Source organism: Embleya sp. NBC_00888 (genome assembly GCF_045207655.1).
In the GTDB taxonomy this organism is placed as follows: domain Bacteria; phylum Actinomycetota; class Actinomycetes; order Streptomycetales; family Streptomycetaceae; genus Embleya.
Genome location: NZ_CP108785.1, coordinates 2,679,192 through 2,697,700 on the forward strand (window position 1 = coordinate 2,679,192; position 18,509 = coordinate 2,697,700).

General features: G+C 72.7%; 21 protein-coding genes and 2 pseudogenes. 15 read left to right on the forward strand and 8 right to left on the reverse strand.

The annotated features are described in order from the left end of the window. Positions 1–45: 45 nt before the first annotated feature. The gene (locus tag OG948_RS46020) at positions 46–234 is read right to left on the reverse strand and encodes a hypothetical protein (RefSeq protein WP_331770979.1); all 189 of its coding nucleotides are present in this window, start codon (positions 232–234) and stop codon (positions 46–48) included. Between the two features lie 142 nt (positions 235–376). Between OG948_RS46020 and OG948_RS46025 the strand changes: the two genes are divergently transcribed. The 3 genes from OG948_RS46025 (at position 377) to OG948_RS46035 (ending at position 1,877) form a co-directional block, all read left to right on the forward strand. After that, positions 377–1,216: a hypothetical protein gene (locus tag OG948_RS46025; protein WP_331770980.1), complete on the forward strand. Its 840-nt coding sequence runs from the start codon at positions 377–379 to the stop codon at positions 1,214–1,216. A gap of 97 nt (positions 1,217–1,313) precedes the next feature. Further along, positions 1,314–1,637 (forward strand): DUF6247 family protein, encoded by a 324-nt coding sequence (locus OG948_RS46030; RefSeq protein WP_331770981.1) that lies wholly within the window; start codon positions 1,314–1,316, stop codon positions 1,635–1,637. A 3-nt stretch (positions 1,638–1,640) separates the two neighbouring features. Next, entirely contained in the window at positions 1,641–1,877 is a 237-nt protein-coding gene (locus OG948_RS46035; protein WP_331770982.1) for a hypothetical protein, read from the forward strand. Positions 1,878–1,934: 57 nt separating this feature from the next. On the opposite strand, the gene OG948_RS46040 is transcribed toward OG948_RS46035, so the two are convergent. From OG948_RS46040 to OG948_RS46050, 3 genes are all read right to left on the reverse strand, one after another. Further along, positions 1,935–3,788, reverse strand: a complete 1,854-nt coding sequence (locus OG948_RS46040; protein WP_406300636.1) for a SpoIIE family protein phosphatase — start codon at positions 3,786–3,788, stop codon at positions 1,935–1,937. A 56-nt stretch (positions 3,789–3,844) separates the two neighbouring features. After that, a complete protein-coding gene (locus tag OG948_RS46045) occupies positions 3,845–5,194 on the reverse strand; it encodes a pyridoxal-dependent decarboxylase (RefSeq protein WP_331773524.1) in 1,350 nt (449 codons plus the stop codon). Positions 5,195–5,397: 203 nt separating this feature from the next. Then, positions 5,398–5,865, reverse strand: a complete 468-nt coding sequence (locus tag OG948_RS46050) for an Lrp/AsnC family transcriptional regulator (protein WP_331770984.1) — start codon at positions 5,863–5,865, stop codon at positions 5,398–5,400. Positions 5,866–6,483: 618 nt separating this feature from the next. On the opposite strand from OG948_RS46050, the gene OG948_RS46055 reads away from it, so the two are divergent. The 4 genes and pseudogenes from OG948_RS46055 to OG948_RS46070 all read left to right on the forward strand — a co-directional run bounded on the left by OG948_RS46055 (position 6,484) and on the right by OG948_RS46070 (position 9,270). Next, a complete protein-coding gene (locus tag OG948_RS46055; RefSeq protein ID WP_331770985.1) occupies positions 6,484–7,086 on the forward strand; it encodes a hypothetical protein in 603 nt (200 codons plus the stop codon). Positions 7,087–7,253: 167 nt separating this feature from the next. Beyond that, positions 7,254–7,355, forward strand: a pseudogene (locus OG948_RS46060) (phosphotransferase); the annotation flags it as partial. Positions 7,356–7,632: 277 nt separating this feature from the next. Continuing rightward, the gene (locus tag OG948_RS46065) at positions 7,633–8,718 is read left to right on the forward strand and encodes a polyprenyl synthetase family protein (RefSeq protein ID WP_331770986.1); all 1,086 of its coding nucleotides are present in this window, start codon (positions 7,633–7,635) and stop codon (positions 8,716–8,718) included. Between the two features lie 207 nt (positions 8,719–8,925). Then, on the forward strand, positions 8,926–9,270 hold the full coding sequence (locus tag OG948_RS46070; RefSeq protein ID WP_406300637.1) for a LuxR C-terminal-related transcriptional regulator: 345 nt from the start codon (positions 8,926–8,928) through the stop codon (positions 9,268–9,270). Positions 9,271–9,340: 70 nt separating this feature from the next. Here OG948_RS46070 and OG948_RS46075 read toward each other — a convergent pair whose 3' ends face one another. After that, positions 9,341–9,844 (reverse strand): methylglyoxal synthase, encoded by a 504-nt coding sequence (locus OG948_RS46075; protein WP_406300638.1) that lies wholly within the window; start codon positions 9,842–9,844, stop codon positions 9,341–9,343. A gap of 350 nt (positions 9,845–10,194) precedes the next feature. Here OG948_RS46075 and OG948_RS46080 point away from each other — a divergent pair, with 350 nt between their 5' ends. After that, positions 10,195–10,701, forward strand: a complete 507-nt coding sequence (locus OG948_RS46080; RefSeq protein WP_331770988.1) for a GNAT family N-acetyltransferase — start codon at positions 10,195–10,197, stop codon at positions 10,699–10,701. A gap of 153 nt (positions 10,702–10,854) precedes the next feature. Here OG948_RS46080 and OG948_RS46085 read toward each other — a convergent pair whose 3' ends face one another. Continuing rightward, positions 10,855–11,787 (reverse strand): hypothetical protein, encoded by a 933-nt coding sequence (locus OG948_RS46085; RefSeq protein WP_331770989.1) that lies wholly within the window; start codon positions 11,785–11,787, stop codon positions 10,855–10,857. A gap of 264 nt (positions 11,788–12,051) precedes the next feature. Here OG948_RS46085 and OG948_RS46090 point away from each other — a divergent pair, with 264 nt between their 5' ends. The 5 genes from OG948_RS46090 (at position 12,052) to OG948_RS46110 (ending at position 15,708) form a co-directional block, all read left to right on the forward strand. Continuing rightward, a complete protein-coding gene (locus tag OG948_RS46090; protein WP_406300639.1) occupies positions 12,052–12,258 on the forward strand; it encodes a hypothetical protein in 207 nt (68 codons plus the stop codon). Positions 12,259–12,327: 69 nt separating this feature from the next. After that, the gene (locus tag OG948_RS46095; RefSeq protein WP_331770990.1) at positions 12,328–12,879 is read left to right on the forward strand and encodes a hypothetical protein; all 552 of its coding nucleotides are present in this window, start codon (positions 12,328–12,330) and stop codon (positions 12,877–12,879) included. 110 nt (positions 12,880–12,989) lie between these two features. Further along, on the forward strand, positions 12,990–13,826 hold the full coding sequence (locus tag OG948_RS46100) for a DUF4097 family beta strand repeat-containing protein (RefSeq protein WP_331770991.1): 837 nt from the start codon (positions 12,990–12,992) through the stop codon (positions 13,824–13,826). Between the two features lie 57 nt (positions 13,827–13,883). Next, on the forward strand, positions 13,884–14,942 hold the full coding sequence (locus OG948_RS46105; protein ID WP_331770992.1) for an ATP-binding cassette domain-containing protein: 1,059 nt from the start codon (positions 13,884–13,886) through the stop codon (positions 14,940–14,942). Positions 14,943–15,219: 277 nt separating this feature from the next. Beyond that, complete coding sequence (locus OG948_RS46110; RefSeq protein ID WP_331770993.1) at positions 15,220–15,708, forward strand: hypothetical protein; 489 nt, start codon at positions 15,220–15,222, stop codon at positions 15,706–15,708. Positions 15,709–15,733: 25 nt separating this feature from the next. Here OG948_RS46110 and OG948_RS46115 read toward each other — a convergent pair whose 3' ends face one another. Both OG948_RS46115 and OG948_RS46120 read right to left on the reverse strand, forming a co-directional pair. After that, complete coding sequence (locus OG948_RS46115) at positions 15,734–16,174, reverse strand: NUDIX domain-containing protein (protein ID WP_331770994.1); 441 nt, start codon at positions 16,172–16,174, stop codon at positions 15,734–15,736. Between the two features lie 268 nt (positions 16,175–16,442). Further along, the gene (locus tag OG948_RS46120; protein WP_331770995.1) at positions 16,443–17,018 is read right to left on the reverse strand and encodes a TetR family transcriptional regulator; all 576 of its coding nucleotides are present in this window, start codon (positions 17,016–17,018) and stop codon (positions 16,443–16,445) included. A gap of 70 nt (positions 17,019–17,088) precedes the next feature. Between OG948_RS46120 and OG948_RS46125 the strand changes: the two are divergent. Next, positions 17,089–17,677, forward strand: a pseudogene (locus OG948_RS46125) (dihydrofolate reductase family protein). A gap of 126 nt (positions 17,678–17,803) precedes the next feature. Next, complete coding sequence (locus OG948_RS46130) at positions 17,804–18,490, forward strand: hypothetical protein (RefSeq protein ID WP_406300640.1); 687 nt, start codon at positions 17,804–17,806, stop codon at positions 18,488–18,490. Positions 18,491–18,509: the final 19 nt, after the last annotated feature.

Below are 18,509 nucleotides of genomic sequence, written 5' to 3' on the forward strand. Positions count from 1 at the left end.
TTCGGGGCCGGACCGGGACACCACGCCCGTCTGTGGCGCGGAGCCCTACAGCGGCAGGGTGTCCGCGACCTGCTTGACGTGGTTCAGGCCGTTGAGGCCGTCCGGATAGACGGCGGACGGGACACCGGCAACCTTGCCGGTGTTCGGTGTCGGCTCCTGCGCGTGGGCGGCGGACGCGGCGAAGGCCGCGAGTGCGGTGCCGGCCAGGGCGGCGGCTGCGATGCGCTTCATCATGCCCCGACCAACGAGACCACGACCGCTTGGTCACCGGGGCGCCCGAGGACACGGCCCGGTTCACCTGTTCGGCGTTCGTGCGCCGCCCCCGACCGGGCGCGCGGTCACCGGTGGGCGAGCACGAACACGGAAAGGGGTACCGATGACGCCGGAACACCTGGAGTCGGCCGACTGGTGGCACGACACGATGATCCACGACGGCCGGTTGCCGATGACCCTGGCGTTCGCGTCGCTGCTGATCACGTTCCTGGTGACGCGGACGATCACCCGGCTGATCCGGGCCGGCCGGGGGCCGTTCCACAACATCGGCGGCGGCGGTGTGCACATCCACCACGTGGTGCCCGGCATCGTGCTCGCCCTGCTCGGCGGCTTCCTCGCGGTCGCCACCGGCGAGTACCTGGTCGGCCGGTCGGTCGCGGGGGTGTTGCTCGGCATCGGCGCGGGGCTGGTGCTGGACGAGTTCGGGATGGTCGTGCATCTGGCCGACGTGTACTGGACCGAGCAGGGCCGGATCTCGATCGAGGCCACCGTACTGGCCACCGCCGCGGCCGGCCTGGCGGCGAGCGGGTTCGTCCCCTTCGACGCGACCCCCGAGGGCGACACCGTCGACGATCGGGTGGCGTGGGTGATCGTGCTGCTGCTCGACGTGGCGATGGCGGCGATCACGTTCGCCAAGGGCAAGGTCGGCACCGGGGTGATCGGCATCTTCGTCCCGTTCGTCAACATCGTCGCGGCGATCCGGCTGGCCCGGCCGGGGTCCCCATGGGCCAGGCGGCGCTACCACGACAAGCCGCACAAGATGCGTCGCGCCACCGCCCGCGCCGCGCGCCACGACGCCCGCTGGCGCCCGATCCGCCGCCGCTTCGAGGACACCATCGCCGGCACTCTGGTCTCGGCGCCGCCGGCACCGCCCGCACGCCCGCGTCCCCGAGTCGTGGGCACGCGCCACTCCCTGAGCCGGCCGACCCCGCGCACCGACTGACGAAACCGCACCGAGCGCCCGCCGACGCGCCCGACCGGCAGGTTTCACGTCGCGCGCCGTCTGGTGATGCCGGCTCGCGCCCTGTCAGGCTGACGGCATGGATGAGACGGCACGCGATCCCCGGGCCCCCGAACGCGTCATCGGCTTCGGCGGCGACCACTACCCGACGCCCGCGGAACTGCGAGCCGAGCTTCCCGAAGACCTACGGGCCCGGTTCGAGGAGGAGTACGTCCGCGTCCTCGACCACGCGAAAGCCACCGGAGACCTGGCGCCGCTCGCCGAGATGCTTCCGCAATGGCAGGTCACCCTGTACCACCGGCGGCTGCCCGACTGGCCGGAGATGGCCGAAGCCATCCGGAGGATCAATGCCGGCCTGCCGGTCGACACCGTACCGGCGCTTCCACCCGAGTGGGACGAGTGAATCATGGCCTACCGGGTGGAGTCCCTCTCGCAACCGCAGAGCTGGATCCGGAACGCCAAACCGCACGTACAGAGCGCCTACGCCGACATGATCCGCAGTCTGGCGTCGGACCCGTGGCGCGTGGGCGTCGGCGAACGAAGCGCCCCCAACACCCGCAGGTACGCGTTCTGCGTCGAGGGTGAGGCCACCTTCGTCATCGAGGACCGCTGCGTCACCGTCACCATCGTCGGAATCCGCTGAGCCAGGATCACCTGCTCGCGCTGGACGCCATGGCGCGCCCCGAATCGAGCGCCCTGGTCACCGGCCCGCGACCGGTCCCGTCGCTTCGCCCGGCGGGTGTTGGCGGGCGGCCAGGACCGCGATGTCGTCCTCCGGCTTGTCCGTGATCATCCGCGCGATCAGCGTGTCCACCAGGCGCACCAGCGGTGTCTCGGCGCTCAGTCCCACGTGGGTCAGCCGCTGGAGCGATTCGCCGATGTCCTCGCCCCGCCGCTCGACCAGGCCGTCGGTGTACATCACCAGGACCCGCTCCGGCTGGCTGCGCCGGCGCACCGAGGTGTAGCCGCCGAACCCGGTGCCCAGCGGTGGTCCGACCGGGACGTCCACGAGTTCGGCCGCGTCGCCGGGCCCGACCAGGAGCGGCGGCAGGTGGCCGGCGCTGGCGAAGGTGACCGTGCCCGCCTCCGGGTCCACCAGCACCAGCAGGCAACTGGCCACCCGCTCGATGCCCGCCTTGGTGCTGGTGCGGTCCACCGCGGCCAGGATCTCGTGCGGCTCCAGGTCGGAGCGTGCCTGCACCCGCAGCAGGGCCCGGAACTGGCTCATCTCCACGGCGGCCTGCACGCCGTGGCCCATCACGTCGCCGACCGCGAGCAGGGTGCGTCCGCCGCTGAGCGCGACCGCGTCGTACCAGTCGCCGCCCACCTCCACGCTGCTGCCCGCCGGGCGATAGCGCGAGGCCAGTTCGATGTCCGGGTGCGGTGCGTCCGGCGCGGCCAGCAGCGCGTGCTGGAGGGCCAGTGCGATGTCGTGCTCGTGCGCGTAGCGGCGCGCGTTGTCCACGCTGATCGCCCCGCGCCGGGCCAAGTCCCGGGCCAGCACCACGTCCTCGGTGGAGAAGGCCGGTACGGCGCCGTGCCGGGCCAGGGTGACCATGCCGATCGCGCTGCCCCGGGCGACCAGGGGCAGCGCGACCACCGAGTGCAGGCCGACCGAGCGGAACACCGCGAGCCGGTCCGGGCTGGAGACCTCGCGGGCCAGTTCCTCGTCGCTCGCCCGGTTGACCACCACGGGGCTGCGCTCGCTCAGCGCGCGCGGCACCATCGAGCCCTGTTGGTAGTCCACGTTCTCGCCGGGCCGGCGCAGGATCGCGGCCTGCTCGGCCATCCCCGGCCGGTGCGACAGCGCGGCCCGCCACATCCGGACCATGTCCTCCGGCGCGTGCGGTGTGCCGTTGGCGCCCTCGACCGCGAACACGTCCACCGCGGCCACGTCGCCGAGCTCGGCGACGAACAGTTCGGCCAGTTCCTCGCAGGTTTCCACCAGGTCCAGGGTGGTGCCGACCCGGGTCGCGGCGGCGTCCAGGAACGCCAGCCGGCGACGGGCCGCGTCCAGTTCCATCTGGGTGCGACGGGACTCGGAGACCTCGAGTATCACGCCCGCCAGGCCGACCACCACGCCCTCGTGCTCCAGGCGGTGGTAGGCGCCGTGCCACCAGCGGCGCCCGGGCGGGCCCGCGTGCGTGATCCCGGTGGAGGTGGCCTCGCGGGCCACGCCGTCGCTGAGCACCGCCCGCAGGATTTCGTCCTTGGCGTCCACCTCCGGAAGCACCTCGCCGATGCTCCGGCCCAGGTGCTCCTCGGCCGAGACGCCGTTCATCCGGGCCAGCGCCGGATTGACGTACAGGTAGCGCAGGCTCGGGCTCATCACCGCGACCGCGGCGGGCGTGCCGTCGAGCAGACCCTGCAAGACCGCGTACGCGCCGGCCTCGCGCACGTCGTCGCCCTCGACCCCGACCAGGCGCGCGACCGCGCCGGTCACGGCGTCGACCTCCGGCACCATCATCGGCGGGTCCGCGTACTCGTCCAGCGCCACGCCTGTCCTCTCCAGCCCCGGGTCCCGTGAGGCGCCCGGCCCCCGGAAGCCGTCCATCGGGTTCCAGTCTGGGCCACGGCGACCCGAACGCGCGAGCGGCAGGCCGTAGGGCGTTACACCATCGTGGCCATGATCTCCTCGACCATCGCCATCGTGGTACCCGGATGCAGGAAGGCGAAGCGAGCCACCGTCTCACCCTCCCAACCGGTCGGTGTGACGAAACCCACCTGGCCGGCCAGCAGCCGGTGCGACCACTCCAGGTAGTCGGCCGCGCTCCAGCCGACCCGGCGGAAGAGCACCGCGGACAGCTCGGGGTCGCGGATCAGTTCCAGGTGCGGGGTGGCCCGGATCAGCTCGGCGGTGTCCCGGGCCAGCGTGAGCGCGGTCTCGATCGCCTCGGTGTAGGCGTCGGTGCCGTGCACGGCGAGCGAGAACCACAGCGGCAGGCCGCGGGCACGGCGGGTGAGGTGGTACGCGTAGTCGGTCGGGTTCCACTCCTCGGGCGCGTCGGTGTGCAGAACGTCCAGGTAGGACGCGTCCTGGGTGTGTACGCCGCGGGCCAGGGCCGGGTCGCGGTACACCAGCGCGGCGCAGTCGAACGGCGCGAACAGCCACTTGTGCGGGTCGACCACGAACGAGTCGGCCAGCTCGATCCCGTCGTAGCGGGCGCGCACGCTGGGCGCGAGCAGGCCGGCGCCGCCGTAGGCACCGTCCACGTGGAACCACAGCTCGCGCTCGCGGGCGACCGCGCCGATCCCGGCCAGGTCGTCGATGATCCCCGCGTTGGTGGTGCCGGCGGTGGCGACCACGCCCACCACGTCGGCCACGTCCGGGTCGGCGTCCAGCGCGGCGCGCAGCGCCTCGCCGGTCAGGCGGTGGTCGGTGGTCTTCACCACGAGCGCGTCCATGCCGATGATGCGCAGCGTGTTGCCGATCGAGGAGTGTGCCTGGTCGCTGACCGCGATCCGCAGGCGGTCCCGGGCGGTGGCGCCGGTACGCCGCCGGCCCATGTCCCGGGCGACCACGAGCGCGGACAGGTTGCCGGCCGAGCCGCCGCTGACGAAACAACCGCCGGCGCTCGCGGGCAGCCCGGCCAGGTCGGCGATCAACCGCAGCACCTGGTTCTCGGCGGCCACCGCGCCCGCCGCCTCCAGCCACGAGATGCCCTGGAGGGACGCGCACGAGACGACCATGTCGAACAGCAGCGCGGCCTTGGTCGGCGCGGCCGGGATGAAGGAGAGGAAGCGCGGGCTGTCGCAGGAGATGACCGCCGGCGCGAGCTGGTCGGCGTAGATCGCCAGCACGTCGCCCGGGTCGTTGCCCTGCGCGCCGATCAGGCCGTCGAGCGCGCGGTCGAGCTTGTCCTTGCGCCCGGGGTTGTCCAGCGGGACCGGGTCCAGTGCGAGCCGCTCGCGCATGTAGTCGAAGACCAGGTCGGCGAGGGCGGGATCGTACCGGTGCATGCGCATGGCGGGGCTCGACAATCTCTCGGCGCGTTCGGGCGGCGTTTCCCGCGCAGGGTGGGTTTCCCGCAGTGGCGTATCCCGCGCGGGTCGGTGTTCCGGCGAAAACCGTGGGGCGCCGGGTTGGTCCGCACCGGCAACTCAAACCCTACGTACGGGTGTGCGATCGGGCCAAGAGGTCGATCTTGCGCGTCGACGCCGATCTATTGCGTCTCCACTCCCTGCCAACTCGTTCCATTGCGCCTGACCAGCCGGGAAAGCACGACAGAGCTCTTGGTGCGGACCACGAACGGCTCCGCGTTGATGCGCTCCAGGATGCGTTCGAAGTGCTGTACGTCCTCGGCGAGCAGGTGGATCACCGCGTCCGCGTCGCCGGTGACGGTGCTCGCCGAGACCACCTCGGGGAACTTCGCCAGCGCCCGTCCGATCGCGCTCGGCGAGGTGCGCCCGACGCAGTACAACTCGACGAACGCCTCGGTGCTCCACCCCAGCGCGGCCGGCTCCACCGACGCGGAGAACCCGGTGATCACACCGGCGGCCAGCAGCCGGTCCACCCGACGTTTGACGGCGGACGCGGACAGACCGACCCGGGCGCCGATCTCGGCGTAGGTCGAACGCGCGTCGTCGATGAGCGCGGTGATGATCCGGCTGTCCAGCGGGTCCAGCGCCATCGGTCGGGTCTCCTGGGTACGGGTCGGGCGGGGTGGCGACGGGGGCGGGGGCTTGGGGCAAGGCGGTTCGGGCGAGCGGCTCGGGTGAGCGGGCACAGTGACGTTAGCCCACCGGGGCTTCGGTACCCGATTCACGCGCGCTCGCTTCGGGCGCCGAGGTCACGTCCTTGGGTGGCGGGCGGAAGTGTCGGTGTCCGGGCGGCGCGGTTGTCCGATGGTAAGTACCTTCCGTTCCCCGGAAGTTCACTTCGAGGACGCGCCGGTGCGCATTAATCGAGGCCGGACCCGGGGGCCGGCGACCGGTAGCGCGGGAAACGGCCGATTCGGGGTCGCCCGGGCGGGCTGTGCCGCGTTCCGGCGGAGTGCGGTGTGTGGGGGCGGAGTACGCCCTGCGCGGGCGGGTGGCCGCACCGCGATCCGGGCGCCGATGTCGGTGCGGCCTGGTATCGACTGCCACCACCGACTCGTTCGACCACCATCGACCGCCGGCCGGCGCGCGGAGTCCTCTTCGTGGCGCGTACGGCCATCTCCGGGAAGGCGGTCCGCGCCTAGCGTGAGGATGTCCCGGATTCGGGGAGGGCGGCCGCGCGCCGCAGGATCGGCAAAGGAGACGGCAACATGACGATCAAGGTCACAGTGGTCTACCACGACACCGCCGAGTGTGTTCGGGCACTGGCCGACGCGGTGGCGGCGGTCGCCTGGAACACCGGCGCCGACGTCCGGTTGCGCCGGCTGCCGGAGGCCGAACCGGACCCGAAACCGGCGGACCCGAGAGCGGATCCACCCGCGACCGCGCGCGATCTGAGCTGGGCCGACGTCGTCGTGCTCGGCGCTCCGGCGCGGGACCGCGACGTGGTCGCTTTGTTGCGCCGACTCTCGGACTCCGCGACCGCGCCCGCCACCGCGTCGGCCGCGCGCGAGATGCGGGGCGCGTGGGAGCGTCGCACCGAGGAGCAGGTGTTCGGCGTGTTCGTGACCACGCCGGCGCCCGGCACGCTGCACGGCGGGCTGATGCGCAGCTTCGGCATCGTCCACCGGCCCGCGCCCGGCCGCTGCGCGCGCGAGCCGGAGCGTTCGGTGGCCATACTCCCCCCTGTGACGGACCTCGAGGGCAGCACCGGCGACCCGACCCTCATGTCCCTCGACCTGGTCCGAATCCAGACCCGACGCTGCGTCGAGATCGCGGCGGCGCTGCGCGCGGAACGCGCTTTGGCGGTCTGAGCGCCGCGCCGGGAATCGAGGACGTCTCCGCTCGGTCACGCGGTCGTGAGCGCCGTCCGGCACCGCCGCCGTGTCGGGCTGTTCGAGGAGGGTCCCGTGGAAACCGGGCAGCGGCGAGATCGTGACGACCCACACGGCCGGCGAATCGGGGCCGTTCGACGCCGGGGGTCGCCGCGATCCGCGGCACGTTCGCGCTGCAGCAGGCGCCGGCCGCGCTCCGGGACGGCGACCGCGCGGAGTTGGCGGACGGGCTGAGCGGCTACCGCTGACGATCGCGGCCCGCCCGGGGGCATGACCCGTCCGCCGGCGGGGCTCACGATCCTGGTGCCCCGCCGCGAAACCACGCGATGGTGGGGTGTGGAGGCGCGGATTCCCGTTCGGGTGAGCGTACGCCGGAGCGATGCTTCCGTACCCGGCTGTCGCCGAACCCCCGCGGTCTGTTGGGTTGATCCGGGCGCCGCCGAGCGTCCGCATCATGCGTCGCCCCCATGCGCTCCGGCGCGGCGGGGGCCGCGCTCAGGGGGCGACACAGGGGGTTCGCAAGCCGTGACCGAGACACCGCAGGTTTCCTCGACGGCGCACAAACGTCGATCGACCAAGCGGGCGCGCGCGACGGTCGCGCCCACCCCGTACGAGTTGTGCGATCGGCCGATCGTGGACGTACCGACCGTCCTTGCCGCCGAGTTCGCCCGCCGCTGGCCGCAGGACGCCGAGGGCATGGACGCGGTGCACCGGTACGCGCTCCTGCCGACCGGCAAGCTGCTGCGACCCGCGTTGGTGATGTACGCGGCGCTCGCGGTCGGCGGCGAGGTCGAGCACGCGCTGCCGGCCGCCGTCGGGATGGAGTGCGTGCACACCGGGAGCCTGCTCCACGACGACATCATCGACGCCGACGAGGAGCGGCGCGGCAGACCGGCGGTGCACATCGCCTACGGCCCCGAGCGCGCCATCATCGCGGGCAGCAGCCTGTACTTCGCGTGGTTCGGCGCGCTCGCGGAGTGTGCGCGCCACGGGGTGCCCGGCGAGCGGATCGCGCGGGCGATGGCCGCCCAGGCGGAGGGCGGATACGCGATGTGCCAGGGGGTGTTCGACGAACTGGGCTTCGCCGGGGATCTGGACTGCCCGGTCGAGGACTACCTCGCGATGGCCACTCGCAAGACCGGCGCGTTGTTGTCCGCGTCCTGCCGGGTCGGGGCGATCCTGGGCGGCGGCAACGACGCGGCGGTGGAGGCACTCGGCGCGTTCGGACGGCACGTGGGCCTGGCCTTCCAGATCCGCGACGACCTGCTCCCGTACGACGACGCGTCGGCCGCCACCATGGGCAAGCCCGCCGACAGTGACGTGTGCAACCATCGCCCGACCCTGCCGGTACTGCTCGCCCACGAACGCGGCAGCGCCGAGCAGCGCGCCGCGATCCGACATGCGCTCCTGCACGAGACCAACCCGGAGACCGCGCTCGCCCGGATGCGCGGCCTGGTCGAGACCACCGGCGCCCTGGTCGAGGCCCGGGCCTTGGCCGAGAGCTACGAACGCAGCGCCCGGGACGCGATCTCGTGGCTCGCCGCCAACCCGTACACCGAGGTCCTCACCCACTGGTCCGACCCCGCGCCGACGCCGCCGGCCGGCGGCTGAGCCGGCCACCTCCGCCCGGGGTCCTCGGTCGACGAAAACGCCGACGAAGGATCCCGGGCGCCGGCGGTGCGGCGGTCGGGAAGGCGGCGTCGGTCCCGGTAGGTTGTACGGCGCGAGACGGGGTACGCAACGGCACCAATGCGCAGAAATCGCCGGAACGCGGCCCGAATCACCGCGCAGGCCACAGTGCTCGAAAGGTTGACCGACGTGACGGACGGGCCCGAGCCGACAGCGCACCCGAAGCCGGCCGCGACACCGCGACCGCGTATCCCGCATCCGACCATCGCCGCGCCTGAAGCCGCCTCGGCAAAATCGACGGAATCGGCGCGGCCCGCGCAGCGCGCCGCGCATCCCGATCGGCTCACCGATCGCGAGGTGGAGGTACTGAGGCTGATCGTCGACGGGCTGACCAACGCCGGCATCGCCGCCGCCCTGTCGATCGGCGAGGCGACCGTCAAGACGCACATCAACAACGCCTTCGCCAAGATCAACGCGCGCAATCGGACGGACGCGGTGCGCTACGCCGACCGCCGGGGCCTGACCCGCCCCTGAGCGCGGCGGCGGCCGTACCCGCCCGCTGCGCGCACCCGCTCGGCGTGCACGCGCCGTACGCCCGGGCGCGCTACGCCGCCAGCGGCTCGAAGACCGGCGAGCAGGGGCGGTCCGGATCATCGGCCGTCGCCAGCAGCGGCGAGGTGATCACGAAGTCGGCGGTCGCCCGGTTGCAGGCCACCGGGATGTTCGCCAGGACCGCGAGCCGCAACAGCGCGCGCACGTCGGGTTCGTGCGGCTGGGCGCTCAGCGGGTCCCAGAAGAACACCAGCAGGTCCACGTCGCCTTCGGCGACCCGCGATCCGATCTGCTGGTCGCCGCCGAGCGGGCCGCTGCGGAACCGGGTGACCCGGAGGTCGAGTTCCTCGGCGAGGATGCCACCGGTGGTCCCGGTCGCGCACAGGCGGTGGGCGGCCAGGATCTCGCGGTGGGTCCGGGCCCAGGCAAGCATCTCCGGCTTGCATCGGTCGTGCGCGACGAGCGCGATGCCGCGCTCGCGTCCCTGGTGGTGCTTCGGGTCGAGCAGGTCGTTCGGTGGGGTCACAGGCATCTCCGGTGTGCTGAACTTTCGCATGCCCACAGTCTCGCCGTCCCGTGTTGCGCCGGTATGGCCACGACGTGACACCCACAAGAAGTCGGATGGATCATGCCGCGGGCCCGAGTGCGCGGCACCGCACACCGCACACCGCACACGTCGGCATCGTGGCGGCGTGGTGGTGGCGCTGCGGGAAACCACGAGTCGGGCCCGACCCACCCGTGCACCGGCGCGTGGCCACGACCGGCCGGAAGTCGTGGCCACACGGATTCCCGGGCGTCAGGCGCCGAACGTATCGAGCATGCCGGGAATATCGTGCATATCGGGCATCGCGTCCGCCGGCATGCGCTTCAGCACAGCGGTGTGCGCGGCGGCGATAGCCTGCGTCGATGGGGAAGACCGTGATGTACCTGGAGATGACCTCGGCCGACGAGCTTCGGCCGTCCCGTTCCGTCCCGAACCTCGCGTTGCACCGCTTCGACCCGATCACGCCCGAGGTGTACGCGCTCCAGGCTCGGGTCGGCGCCCCCTACGGCTGGCGCAGCGCGTCCCGAACCGAGCGTGATTGGGCGGAACTTCAGGCCGCGCACCCGCTGCGGCAAACCTGGCTGATCACGCACGCGGGCGAGTGGGCGGGAATCGGCAACCTGGAGCCGCAGCCCGACGGGAACGTGGAGGTGGTCACGTTCGGCCTGCTCCCCGAGTTCGTCGGCAAGGGCCTGGGCGGCTGTGCGCTGACCCTGATGCTCCGTCAGGCGTGGCGCACCTCCCCCGGTGCGCCGACCGAACCGGTCCGCCGGGTGTGGCTGCACACGTCCTCCGAGGACCACCCCAACGCCCTGCTCAACTACCGCGGTCGCGGCCTGCGCCCCTATGGCATCGAGGCCCACGCGTAACGCGCCTCCCACGACGGCACGCCGGGTCGGGCCGGAAGACAGGCCGCGAAGCGGATCGGGCCGAGGAGGCACGCGGCGAGGCGCGTCGGGCCGAGCCGGCACGCCGCGACGCGGATTCGGCCGAGGGGGCGCGCCGCCGAGCGGCCCGGGCGGTCAGCAGGAGAACGGGTCGGTCGGGTCCGTCGCGTCGCTGGGGTGGGCCGGGTTGCTCGGGCCGGCCGGCGGCACCGACGGTGCGGACGCGGGGCCCGGCGCGCTGCCGACGGCCGCCGCCGACTCGGTGGGCGGGACGATATCCGCGGCCTGCTCACGCTGGGCGCGCAGCCGCGCGGAGACCGCGTCGGTGCGGGCGCGCAGGACACGGGTACGCTCGGCCGCCGCCGCGTCGTCGGCGCCACCCTCGGGGACGGCCGCGACCACCTCGACGCCGTGCGCTCGGGCGGTGGCCACCAGGCTGTCCGCGACCGCGGTCTGTCGGGCCAGCAGCGCGGTGGCGAACAGGCTCGCGCGCAGCGTCTTCTCTCGGCCGAGCAGGCCGCGGTAGGTGATCTCGCAGGCCACCTCCGCGCTGTCCAGTCGCCGGTCGTCGGCCTGTTCCAGTGACGCGAGCACCACCGTGAGCAGGCCCTCCACCACCTTGGTGACCGCCCACTTGCGGCCGGGCAGCGGCGGCAACACCTCACGGACGCGGTCGACCTCGGTGTCGAGCGCGGCCGTGGTCATCGACGCGAACGCGTCGTGCACGGTCAGCCGGATCACCTTGTCCCACGGGATGTCCTCCCCGTCGAAGCCGACGCTCTCCGGGCCGAACCGCACCGCGCCCAGCCCGTCGAGCAGCCGCAGCGGTCGCGCGGTGATCGCCGGGACCTTCGGGTGCCGACACACCAGCGCGCCCAGCGAGAACTCCCAGGCCACGGTGGCGGGTGCGGCCGGCGCGGGCAGCGCGTCCAGCGTCCCGCGCACCCAGTCCCCCGACGCGACCCGGGCCCGACCGGCCCCGATCCGATTCCCCACCGCCGCGCGTCCCGACGCCGCCGCGGAGCCCACCGCCCCGCCGATGCCCCGCAGTTGATCCCGTATCGCCACGTCTTCCGGCCCCCTCGCCAACCGTGCCTCGCCACCCCTGCATGATCACTTTACGACCCTGCGAATCCCCCGGTCGGCGTAACCGCGGCGGCACCGCCGGGCGGAACGAGGCGACCGGACACGGAAGTCGGTGGGCCGCGGAATGGTTGCCGCCCAGGCGCGCCGGACGACTCGGCGTACCGGGTGGTCCCGCGACGCACCGGTGACGCCCCCTCCACCATGCGCACTCGCCGTCGCCGGTTTCGCCGTCGTGCGCCCGCCTTCGTGAGCGTGCTGCCGGAGGCATCGGCCACCGCTCTGGTCTTCGACGGCGGCACGGTGCATACTGCCGGTCCGCATCGGTATCGTGGCACCACCGAGGGCCACGGGCCAATGCCGCACACCGACAGAAAGAACCCTCCCGACCTGCATATTTGCACCAAGGAGCCGGTTTTCGCAGGCTGCCACCACGATGCCATGCGCCACAAATGACACGCTACCCATCGAGAAATGATGTCACAATGACTCGTCATGGCGCCATCTTCGTGCCATGATGGCGTTATGGACCTCACGCCATACGTCGACAGTCTCCGCAACGAACTCGCGGTCGCTGCGGACGTGGGTGGCGCCGAAGCCCGAAGCCTGGCCGCGCGCCTCACCGCTCCGCTGGACTCGGCCACCCGACTCGTTCTGCTCGGCGCGCTGTCCGCCGCGATGGCCGAGGTCACCCGCGACCTGGCGCCGGGCTCGGTGGACATGCGACTGCGCGGTCTCGACCCCGAGTTCGTGGTGACGGCGCCGTCGGCGCGGGAGGCGTACGCCGATCCCCGGGCGCCCGAGCGCAAGCCGAGCGGAGCACCCGCGCCGCCGACCGCGGCACCGATGGCCCCGGCCCACGGCGAGGACGGCGGCACGGCGCGGATCAACTTCCGCCTGCCCGCCCACCTCAAGTCCCGGGTCGAGGAAACCGCCGCGTACGAGGGCCTGTCGGTCAACGCCTGGCTGGTCCGCGCCGTCGCGGGCTCGTTCGAACCCGAGGCGACCCGCGACGGCGCACCAGGCGGCCCCACCCGAGATCGGGGCCGACGGCGCTACACCGGCTGGGTCCGCTAGCCGCAGGGCGCCCGCACCCGCGCACCGCGCCGACCACCCGACGTCGCTCCACTCTTCTCCCGCCCCGCCCGACCGGCGGGAACACCACCAGCCACGAGGAGAGCACCGCCATGCCCAAGTTCGACACCCCCGAGCCGATCTCCGTCGACCTCGAATTCGACGTCGGCTCGGTCCGGATCACCGCGAGCAAGCGCACCGACACGGTCGTCGAGGTGTTACCCGGCGACGGCGCGGACGAACTCGACGTACGAGCCGCGCAGCAGATCTCGGTCACCTGCACCGGCGGTCGGCTGGTGGTCAAGGGACCCGGGACACATTCGCCGCTCGGCAAGAGCGGTTCAGTGGAGATAGCCATCGAGTTGCCGGCCGGCTCCGAGGTCCAAGCCGGCACGCCGCTGGCGGACTTCACCTGCCTGGGCCCGCTCGGCGGCTGCCGGCTCGAGACCTCGGTCGGCACGATCCGCGTCGACGAGGCGCGCACCATGTACGCCCGGACCGGCTACGGCGACATCCGGGTGGGTCACGTGATCGGGGACGCCGAGATCGTCGCGGCGGGCCGGATCGCGATCGGCACCGTCACCGGCGCGGCGACGATCACGAACGCCGCCGGCGAGAGCACCATCGGTGAGGTCGGCGGCGATCTGCGGGTCAGTTCGTCCGACGGCCGGATCGCGATCGGCGTCGCGCACGCCGACGTGGACGCCACGTGTGCCAACGGCGCGATCCGGATCGAGGAGGTGGCGCGCGGCCGGGTACGCCTGCGGACCGGCACCGGCAATCTGGAGGTCGGCATCCGCGAGTCCACCGCGGCCCGGCTCGACGTATGGACCCGGATGGGCGACGTGCGCAACTCGCTCGGCCCGACCGGCAGCCCCGACGCCTCCAAGCAGACCGTCGAGGTCCGTGCCCGCACGGACCTCGGCCACATCGTGATCCACCGCGCCTGATCCCGGCGCGCGGCCGGGACGAGACCGCAGAACCACGATTCGGGGAATGCGACTGCCATGACCACGACTTCCGCGCCCCTCGTCCACGCACCGGCGATCAGCGCCGTCGGCCTGGCCAAGTCCTACGGCGACAAGGTGGTGCTGGACGGCATCGACCTGCACATCCCCGAGGGCACCGTCTTCGCACTGCTCGGCCCCGACGGCGCGGGCAAGACCACGACCGTGCGAATCCTGTCCACGCTCATCGGCGCGGACGCCGGCCACATTCGAGTGGCGGGCCACGACCTCACCCGGGATGCCGACAAGGTGCGCCGTGCGATCGGTGTCTCCGGTCGGTTCACCGCCGCGGACAACCTGCTCACCGCCCGGGAAAACCTGATCCTGATGGCGGACCTGCACCGCCTGGGCCGGGCCGAGGGCCACCGACGGGCCGACGAATTCCTCGCCCGGTTCGACCTCGCCCGGGATGCCCACGCAGCCGCGCGCACCCTGTGCTGGAGCACGCGCCGCAGGCTCGACCTGGCGATGGCCCTGGTCGGCGAACCGCGCGTGATCCTCCTCGACGAACCCACCACCGGTCTGGATCCGCGCAGCCGCCGGATCGTCTGGGACGTCGTCCGCGGCCTGGTCGCCGACCACGGCGTGACCATCCTGTTGACCACGCGATACCTGGAGGAGGCCGCCCGACTCGCCGACCGGGTCGCCGTCCTGGACTACGGCAGGCTGGTCGCCGAGGGCACCGCCGAGGAGCTCAAGCGCCGCACCCCCGGCGCCCACATCCGGATCCGGTTCGCCGACCAGGACCGACTCGACGCCGCCGCCGATCTCTTCCGCGCCACCACCCGCGACGGCGAGACCCTCACGGTGAGCGTCCCCGGCGACGACACCGCCGCGGCCCTGCGCATCGTCCTCGACGCCCTCGACGACGCGGCCATCCGGACCGAGGCGCTCACCGTGCACACCCCCGACCTCGACGACGTCTTCCGCACCCTCACCGGCAGGACACACGCCGACCGCGCGCGGGACCCCGGGGGGAGAACCCGCGACGAGCACTCCGATCGACGCGGTTGCCGACGAGTGCGTCGACCTGAACATGGCCATCATCGACAGGCTTGAAAAGGCCTCTGACCTGGTACTTGCATGGCGAGCTGCATGGCAGCCCGCATGGTGAGTCGCACGGTGGAGTGCATGGGAGCCTGCATGGGGATCCGCACGGGAGTCGACCACCCCGCGATGGACCACGCGCGCCCATCCGCGCCCATCCGCGCCGGTCCGGGCTCGACCGCACCGGGCCGCGCCCGACCGCGGACAGGCACGGACAGGCACGGGCAGGCGCGGACGGACTTCGGTCGGGTTCGCCGTCCGTCGACGCCACCCCCTAAGGTCCCGACGTGTGAGTGATCTCTACGAGTTGACCATGGCCTTGGCGATACGCGGGCCGCTCTCCGGCGGCGAGGTCGCCGAGTTGCGGTGGCATGCCGGTCTCGGCGGCGGGGTTCTTCCCGCGTCGGGCGCCCGCGGCATCGTGACCGAGTTTCCGGTGGTCGTGGTGGACGACTTCGGTGTGCCGACGGTGGAGGACGATCCGCGTCCCGTGCTGGGTCGTACCGGGATGGCGTTGAGGGTCGGTGGCGAGTCGACGGCCGACGTGACGCCGACCGCCGGCGGGTGGGTCGTGAGCGTACGTCAGGAGTTGCATCCGGACGAGTTCGACGCGGTCGGCGTCCTGTTGACCTGGCTGGCCGCCCGGGCCGATGACGCGCACACGAGCCCGGACGGGTCGGTCGTGCTCGGGCGGTTGCGCTTCCTGGAGGACATCGAGCCCGCACCGCTGATGTTCCGGGACGGCCGGGTGAACTGGCCCGACCGCGAGGCGGGATAGCCCACCCGCGCGATCGGTGAGACGGTCAGGCCCAGCGGACCGGGGTGTTGCCGCGATGCCACGCGGTGACCGCCGTCGCGTCGGTGGACTCGACGTCGGCCGGGAGGTCGGCCGGGTCGAGCCAGGCCAGCCGGGCGCACTGGTCGGGTTCGGCGTTGCTCGGGACGCCCGACCAGGCGGTGGTGTGGAAGTACCAACCGATCACCGGAACGCCGGTCTCGCCGAGGACCTGGGACACGTACGCCGTGCGCAGGTCCGCCATGGCCACGTCGGTGGCGATCTCCTCCTTGGTCTCCCGGGCGCACGCCTCGATGAGAAGTTCGCCCGGGTCGGCCAGACCACCCGGCAGGGCGAGCAGGCCGTCGGCGAAGCCGGTGTCCTTGCGCTCCATGAACAGCACGGCCCCATCGGCGCGTTCGAGGATGATGGCGGCGTAGGCGATGGCGTTGTGGCGGTGGTCGCTCAAGTGTCGCTCTCCCCAGATCGATCCGGGAGCTTCGGGTGTCGCCCCCGGTACGCGGCGGTGTCCGCGGCCACCGCACACCGGGCACTGGGACCCGACCCGCGCGCGCCGGGACGCACACCTCCGCCCGGACCAACGACCGGCAGCGGAGGGACGTCACGCCCGAACCCGGCCCGGAGGGCGGTCGGATGCAGCGTCCGCGCCCCGACCGCCGGCTCCGCGCCGTACCCGAACGGCCGCTCCCGGCACGGTCCGCACCGTCCGGGGTCGGTCAGGGGTTCACGATGCGGTCGACCGCCGCGGTGACGAGGTGTTCGCGCTCGGCTTCCGAGAACACCCCCGGCAGCGTGAGCTGTTCGACGATGAGCCAGTTGAACGCCAGGTAGAGCAGGCGGACGGCGGTCGCGTCGCCGGGCAGCCCGGACTGTTCGTGATAGGCGACGTTGGCGGCCACGTCGGCGCGGACCCGCTCGGTGAGCACCGAGCGCAACTCCGGTCGCCGGGTGGCCTCCAGACGCAGTTCCAGCAGGGCCAGATAGCCGGTCCGGAAGGCGCTGACCCGACCGACCACCTCCCGCATCAGCACCGTGTACGCCTCCTTGTCCGGCGTACTCGCCCGCTGCCGCGCGATCAGCGCCTCGTCGGGCTGAAGCCGTTCGTAGACCCGGGCGCCCGCCTGGGTGAGCAGCTCGTCGCGGCTGGCGAAGTAGTTGGAGGCCGTGCCCGTCGGCACCCCTGCCTCGACGTCCACTGCCCGAAAGGTCAGCCCTCGGGCGCCTTCCTTCGCCAGCACCTCGATGGCGGCATCGACGAGCGCCGCCCGACGCTCGGCGTTCCTGCGGACCATTGACACCACTCCAGTCGTAGTACTATGTTCTGACCACTTCAGGAAGAGTACTACGTCTGGAGTTATTTGCATGCGAAAGCTGGTCTACTACATCGGAGTCTCCATCGACGGCTACATCGCCGGCCCGGCGGGGCAGGTCGACTTCTACCCCGTCGGCGACGAGCGGCAGGCCACCGACTACGCCGCGTGGGTCAACGCGCGGTATCCGGAGACCGTACCCACCGCCATGCGCGCGGGCGGGCCTCACGGACACGCCGAATCTGCGCTTCGACACGGTCGTGCTGGGCCACGGCACCTATCGCCCCGCACTCGAACACGGCCTGCCGAGCCCGTACGCGCACCTGCGCCAGTTCGTGGTCGCCCGCGGCCTCGGGCAGTCCCCCGACCCGGCCGTCACCGTGGTCGACGGCGACCCGCTCGCCCTGGTCCGCGAGCTCAAGCGCGAGGGCGGCCGGGACATCTGGCTGTGCGGCGGGGGCCGGCTCGCGGGCACGCTGTTGCCCGAGATCGACGAGCTGAACATCAAGAGCTACCCCGTCGTGGCGGGAGGCGGAACCCCGCTGTTCGACGGGGAGTTCGACCCTACGCGGTTCGCCGTGACCGCCCGCGAATCGTTTTCCAACGACGTCACGATCACGTGGTTCGAGGCGCGGCGCTAGCAGGTGGCGGCATTCTCGGCCGCGCGGCCGCCGGCGCGCCCGACGGGTGCCGGCCCGGCCGACCGGCGCCGGGGCGCGGCAGGGTGCGCCTCGTGTTCGCGAAGAGGTGGCGATACGGTCGCATCCATGCGCGAATCAGCTGAAGAGGCCATGTCCGGACCCTCCTCGGACGCCACGTCCGCCTCACCGGGTCCGGTGACGCCGGACGATCTGGATCGGGCCGTACAACTCGCGGTGGCCGCGCTCCGGGGAGTGCCCACCGAGGCCTGGGACGCCAAGGCCGGTTCACTGGAGTGGGACTGCTGGGAAACGGTCGAGCACCTGAGCGACGACCTCTTCGCGTACGCCGCGCAACTGGGCCCCGGCGTCCCGCCCATGGCGGGCGAGGTGCCGTTCGTGTGGTGGAGTCGACGGCCCGGCGGACCGGCGAACGTGATCCACGCGGACCGCGCGGCGGGCGCCGACGGCCTGTTGCAGGTGTTGGAGGCGAGCGGCGCGCTGCTCGTCGCCATGGCCCGGACCACGCCGTCGAGCGTGCGCGCCCACCACGGCCACGGCGCCTCGGACCCCGAGGGCTTCGCCGCGATGGGCATCGTGGAGACCCTGGTGCACACCCACGACCTGGCCGAGGGTCTCGCACTGCCCTGGGCTCCGCCCGCCGACCTGTGCGCGCGCGTCCTCGCCCGGCTCTTCCCCGACGTACCTCAGGACACGGACCCGTGGCCGACGCTGCTGTGGGCCACCGGGCGCGCCGAACTCCCGGGCCGTGCGCGCCGCACCTCGTGGCGCTGGTACGGCGCGCCCCGGACGTAGCGAACGCACGGGCCGGTCC

Coding starts and splice junctions, on each gene's coding strand:
- OG948_RS46020 (WP_331770979.1), bottom strand. CDS start 234: ATGATGAAGCGCATCGCAGCCGCCGCCCTGGCCGGCACCGCACTCGCG.
- OG948_RS46025 (WP_331770980.1), top strand. CDS start 377: ATGACGCCGGAACACCTGGAGTCGGCCGACTGGTGGCACGACACGATG.
- OG948_RS46030 (WP_331770981.1), top strand. CDS start 1,314: ATGGATGAGACGGCACGCGATCCCCGGGCCCCCGAACGCGTCATCGGC.
- OG948_RS46035 (WP_331770982.1), top strand. CDS start 1,641: ATGGCCTACCGGGTGGAGTCCCTCTCGCAACCGCAGAGCTGGATCCGG.
- OG948_RS46040 (WP_406300636.1), bottom strand. CDS start 3,788: ATGGACGGCTTCCGGGGGCCGGGCGCCTCACGGGACCCGGGGCTGGAG.
- OG948_RS46045 (WP_331773524.1), bottom strand. CDS start 5,194: ATGCACCGGTACGATCCCGCCCTCGCCGACCTGGTCTTCGACTACATG.
- OG948_RS46050 (WP_331770984.1), bottom strand. CDS start 5,865: ATGGCGCTGGACCCGCTGGACAGCCGGATCATCACCGCGCTCATCGAC.
- OG948_RS46055 (WP_331770985.1), top strand. CDS start 6,484: ATGACGATCAAGGTCACAGTGGTCTACCACGACACCGCCGAGTGTGTT.
- OG948_RS46075 (WP_406300638.1), bottom strand. CDS start 9,844: ATGCGAAAGTTCAGCACACCGGAGATGCCTGTGACCCCACCGAACGAC.
- OG948_RS46080 (WP_331770988.1), top strand. CDS start 10,195: ATGGGGAAGACCGTGATGTACCTGGAGATGACCTCGGCCGACGAGCTT.
- OG948_RS46095 (WP_331770990.1), top strand. CDS start 12,328: ATGGACCTCACGCCATACGTCGACAGTCTCCGCAACGAACTCGCGGTC.
- OG948_RS46100 (WP_331770991.1), top strand. CDS start 12,990: ATGCCCAAGTTCGACACCCCCGAGCCGATCTCCGTCGACCTCGAATTC.
- OG948_RS46105 (WP_331770992.1), top strand. CDS start 13,884: ATGACCACGACTTCCGCGCCCCTCGTCCACGCACCGGCGATCAGCGCC.
- OG948_RS46120 (WP_331770995.1), bottom strand. CDS start 17,018: ATGGTCCGCAGGAACGCCGAGCGTCGGGCGGCGCTCGTCGATGCCGCC.
- OG948_RS46130 (WP_406300640.1), top strand. CDS start 17,804: ATGCGCGAATCAGCTGAAGAGGCCATGTCCGGACCCTCCTCGGACGCC.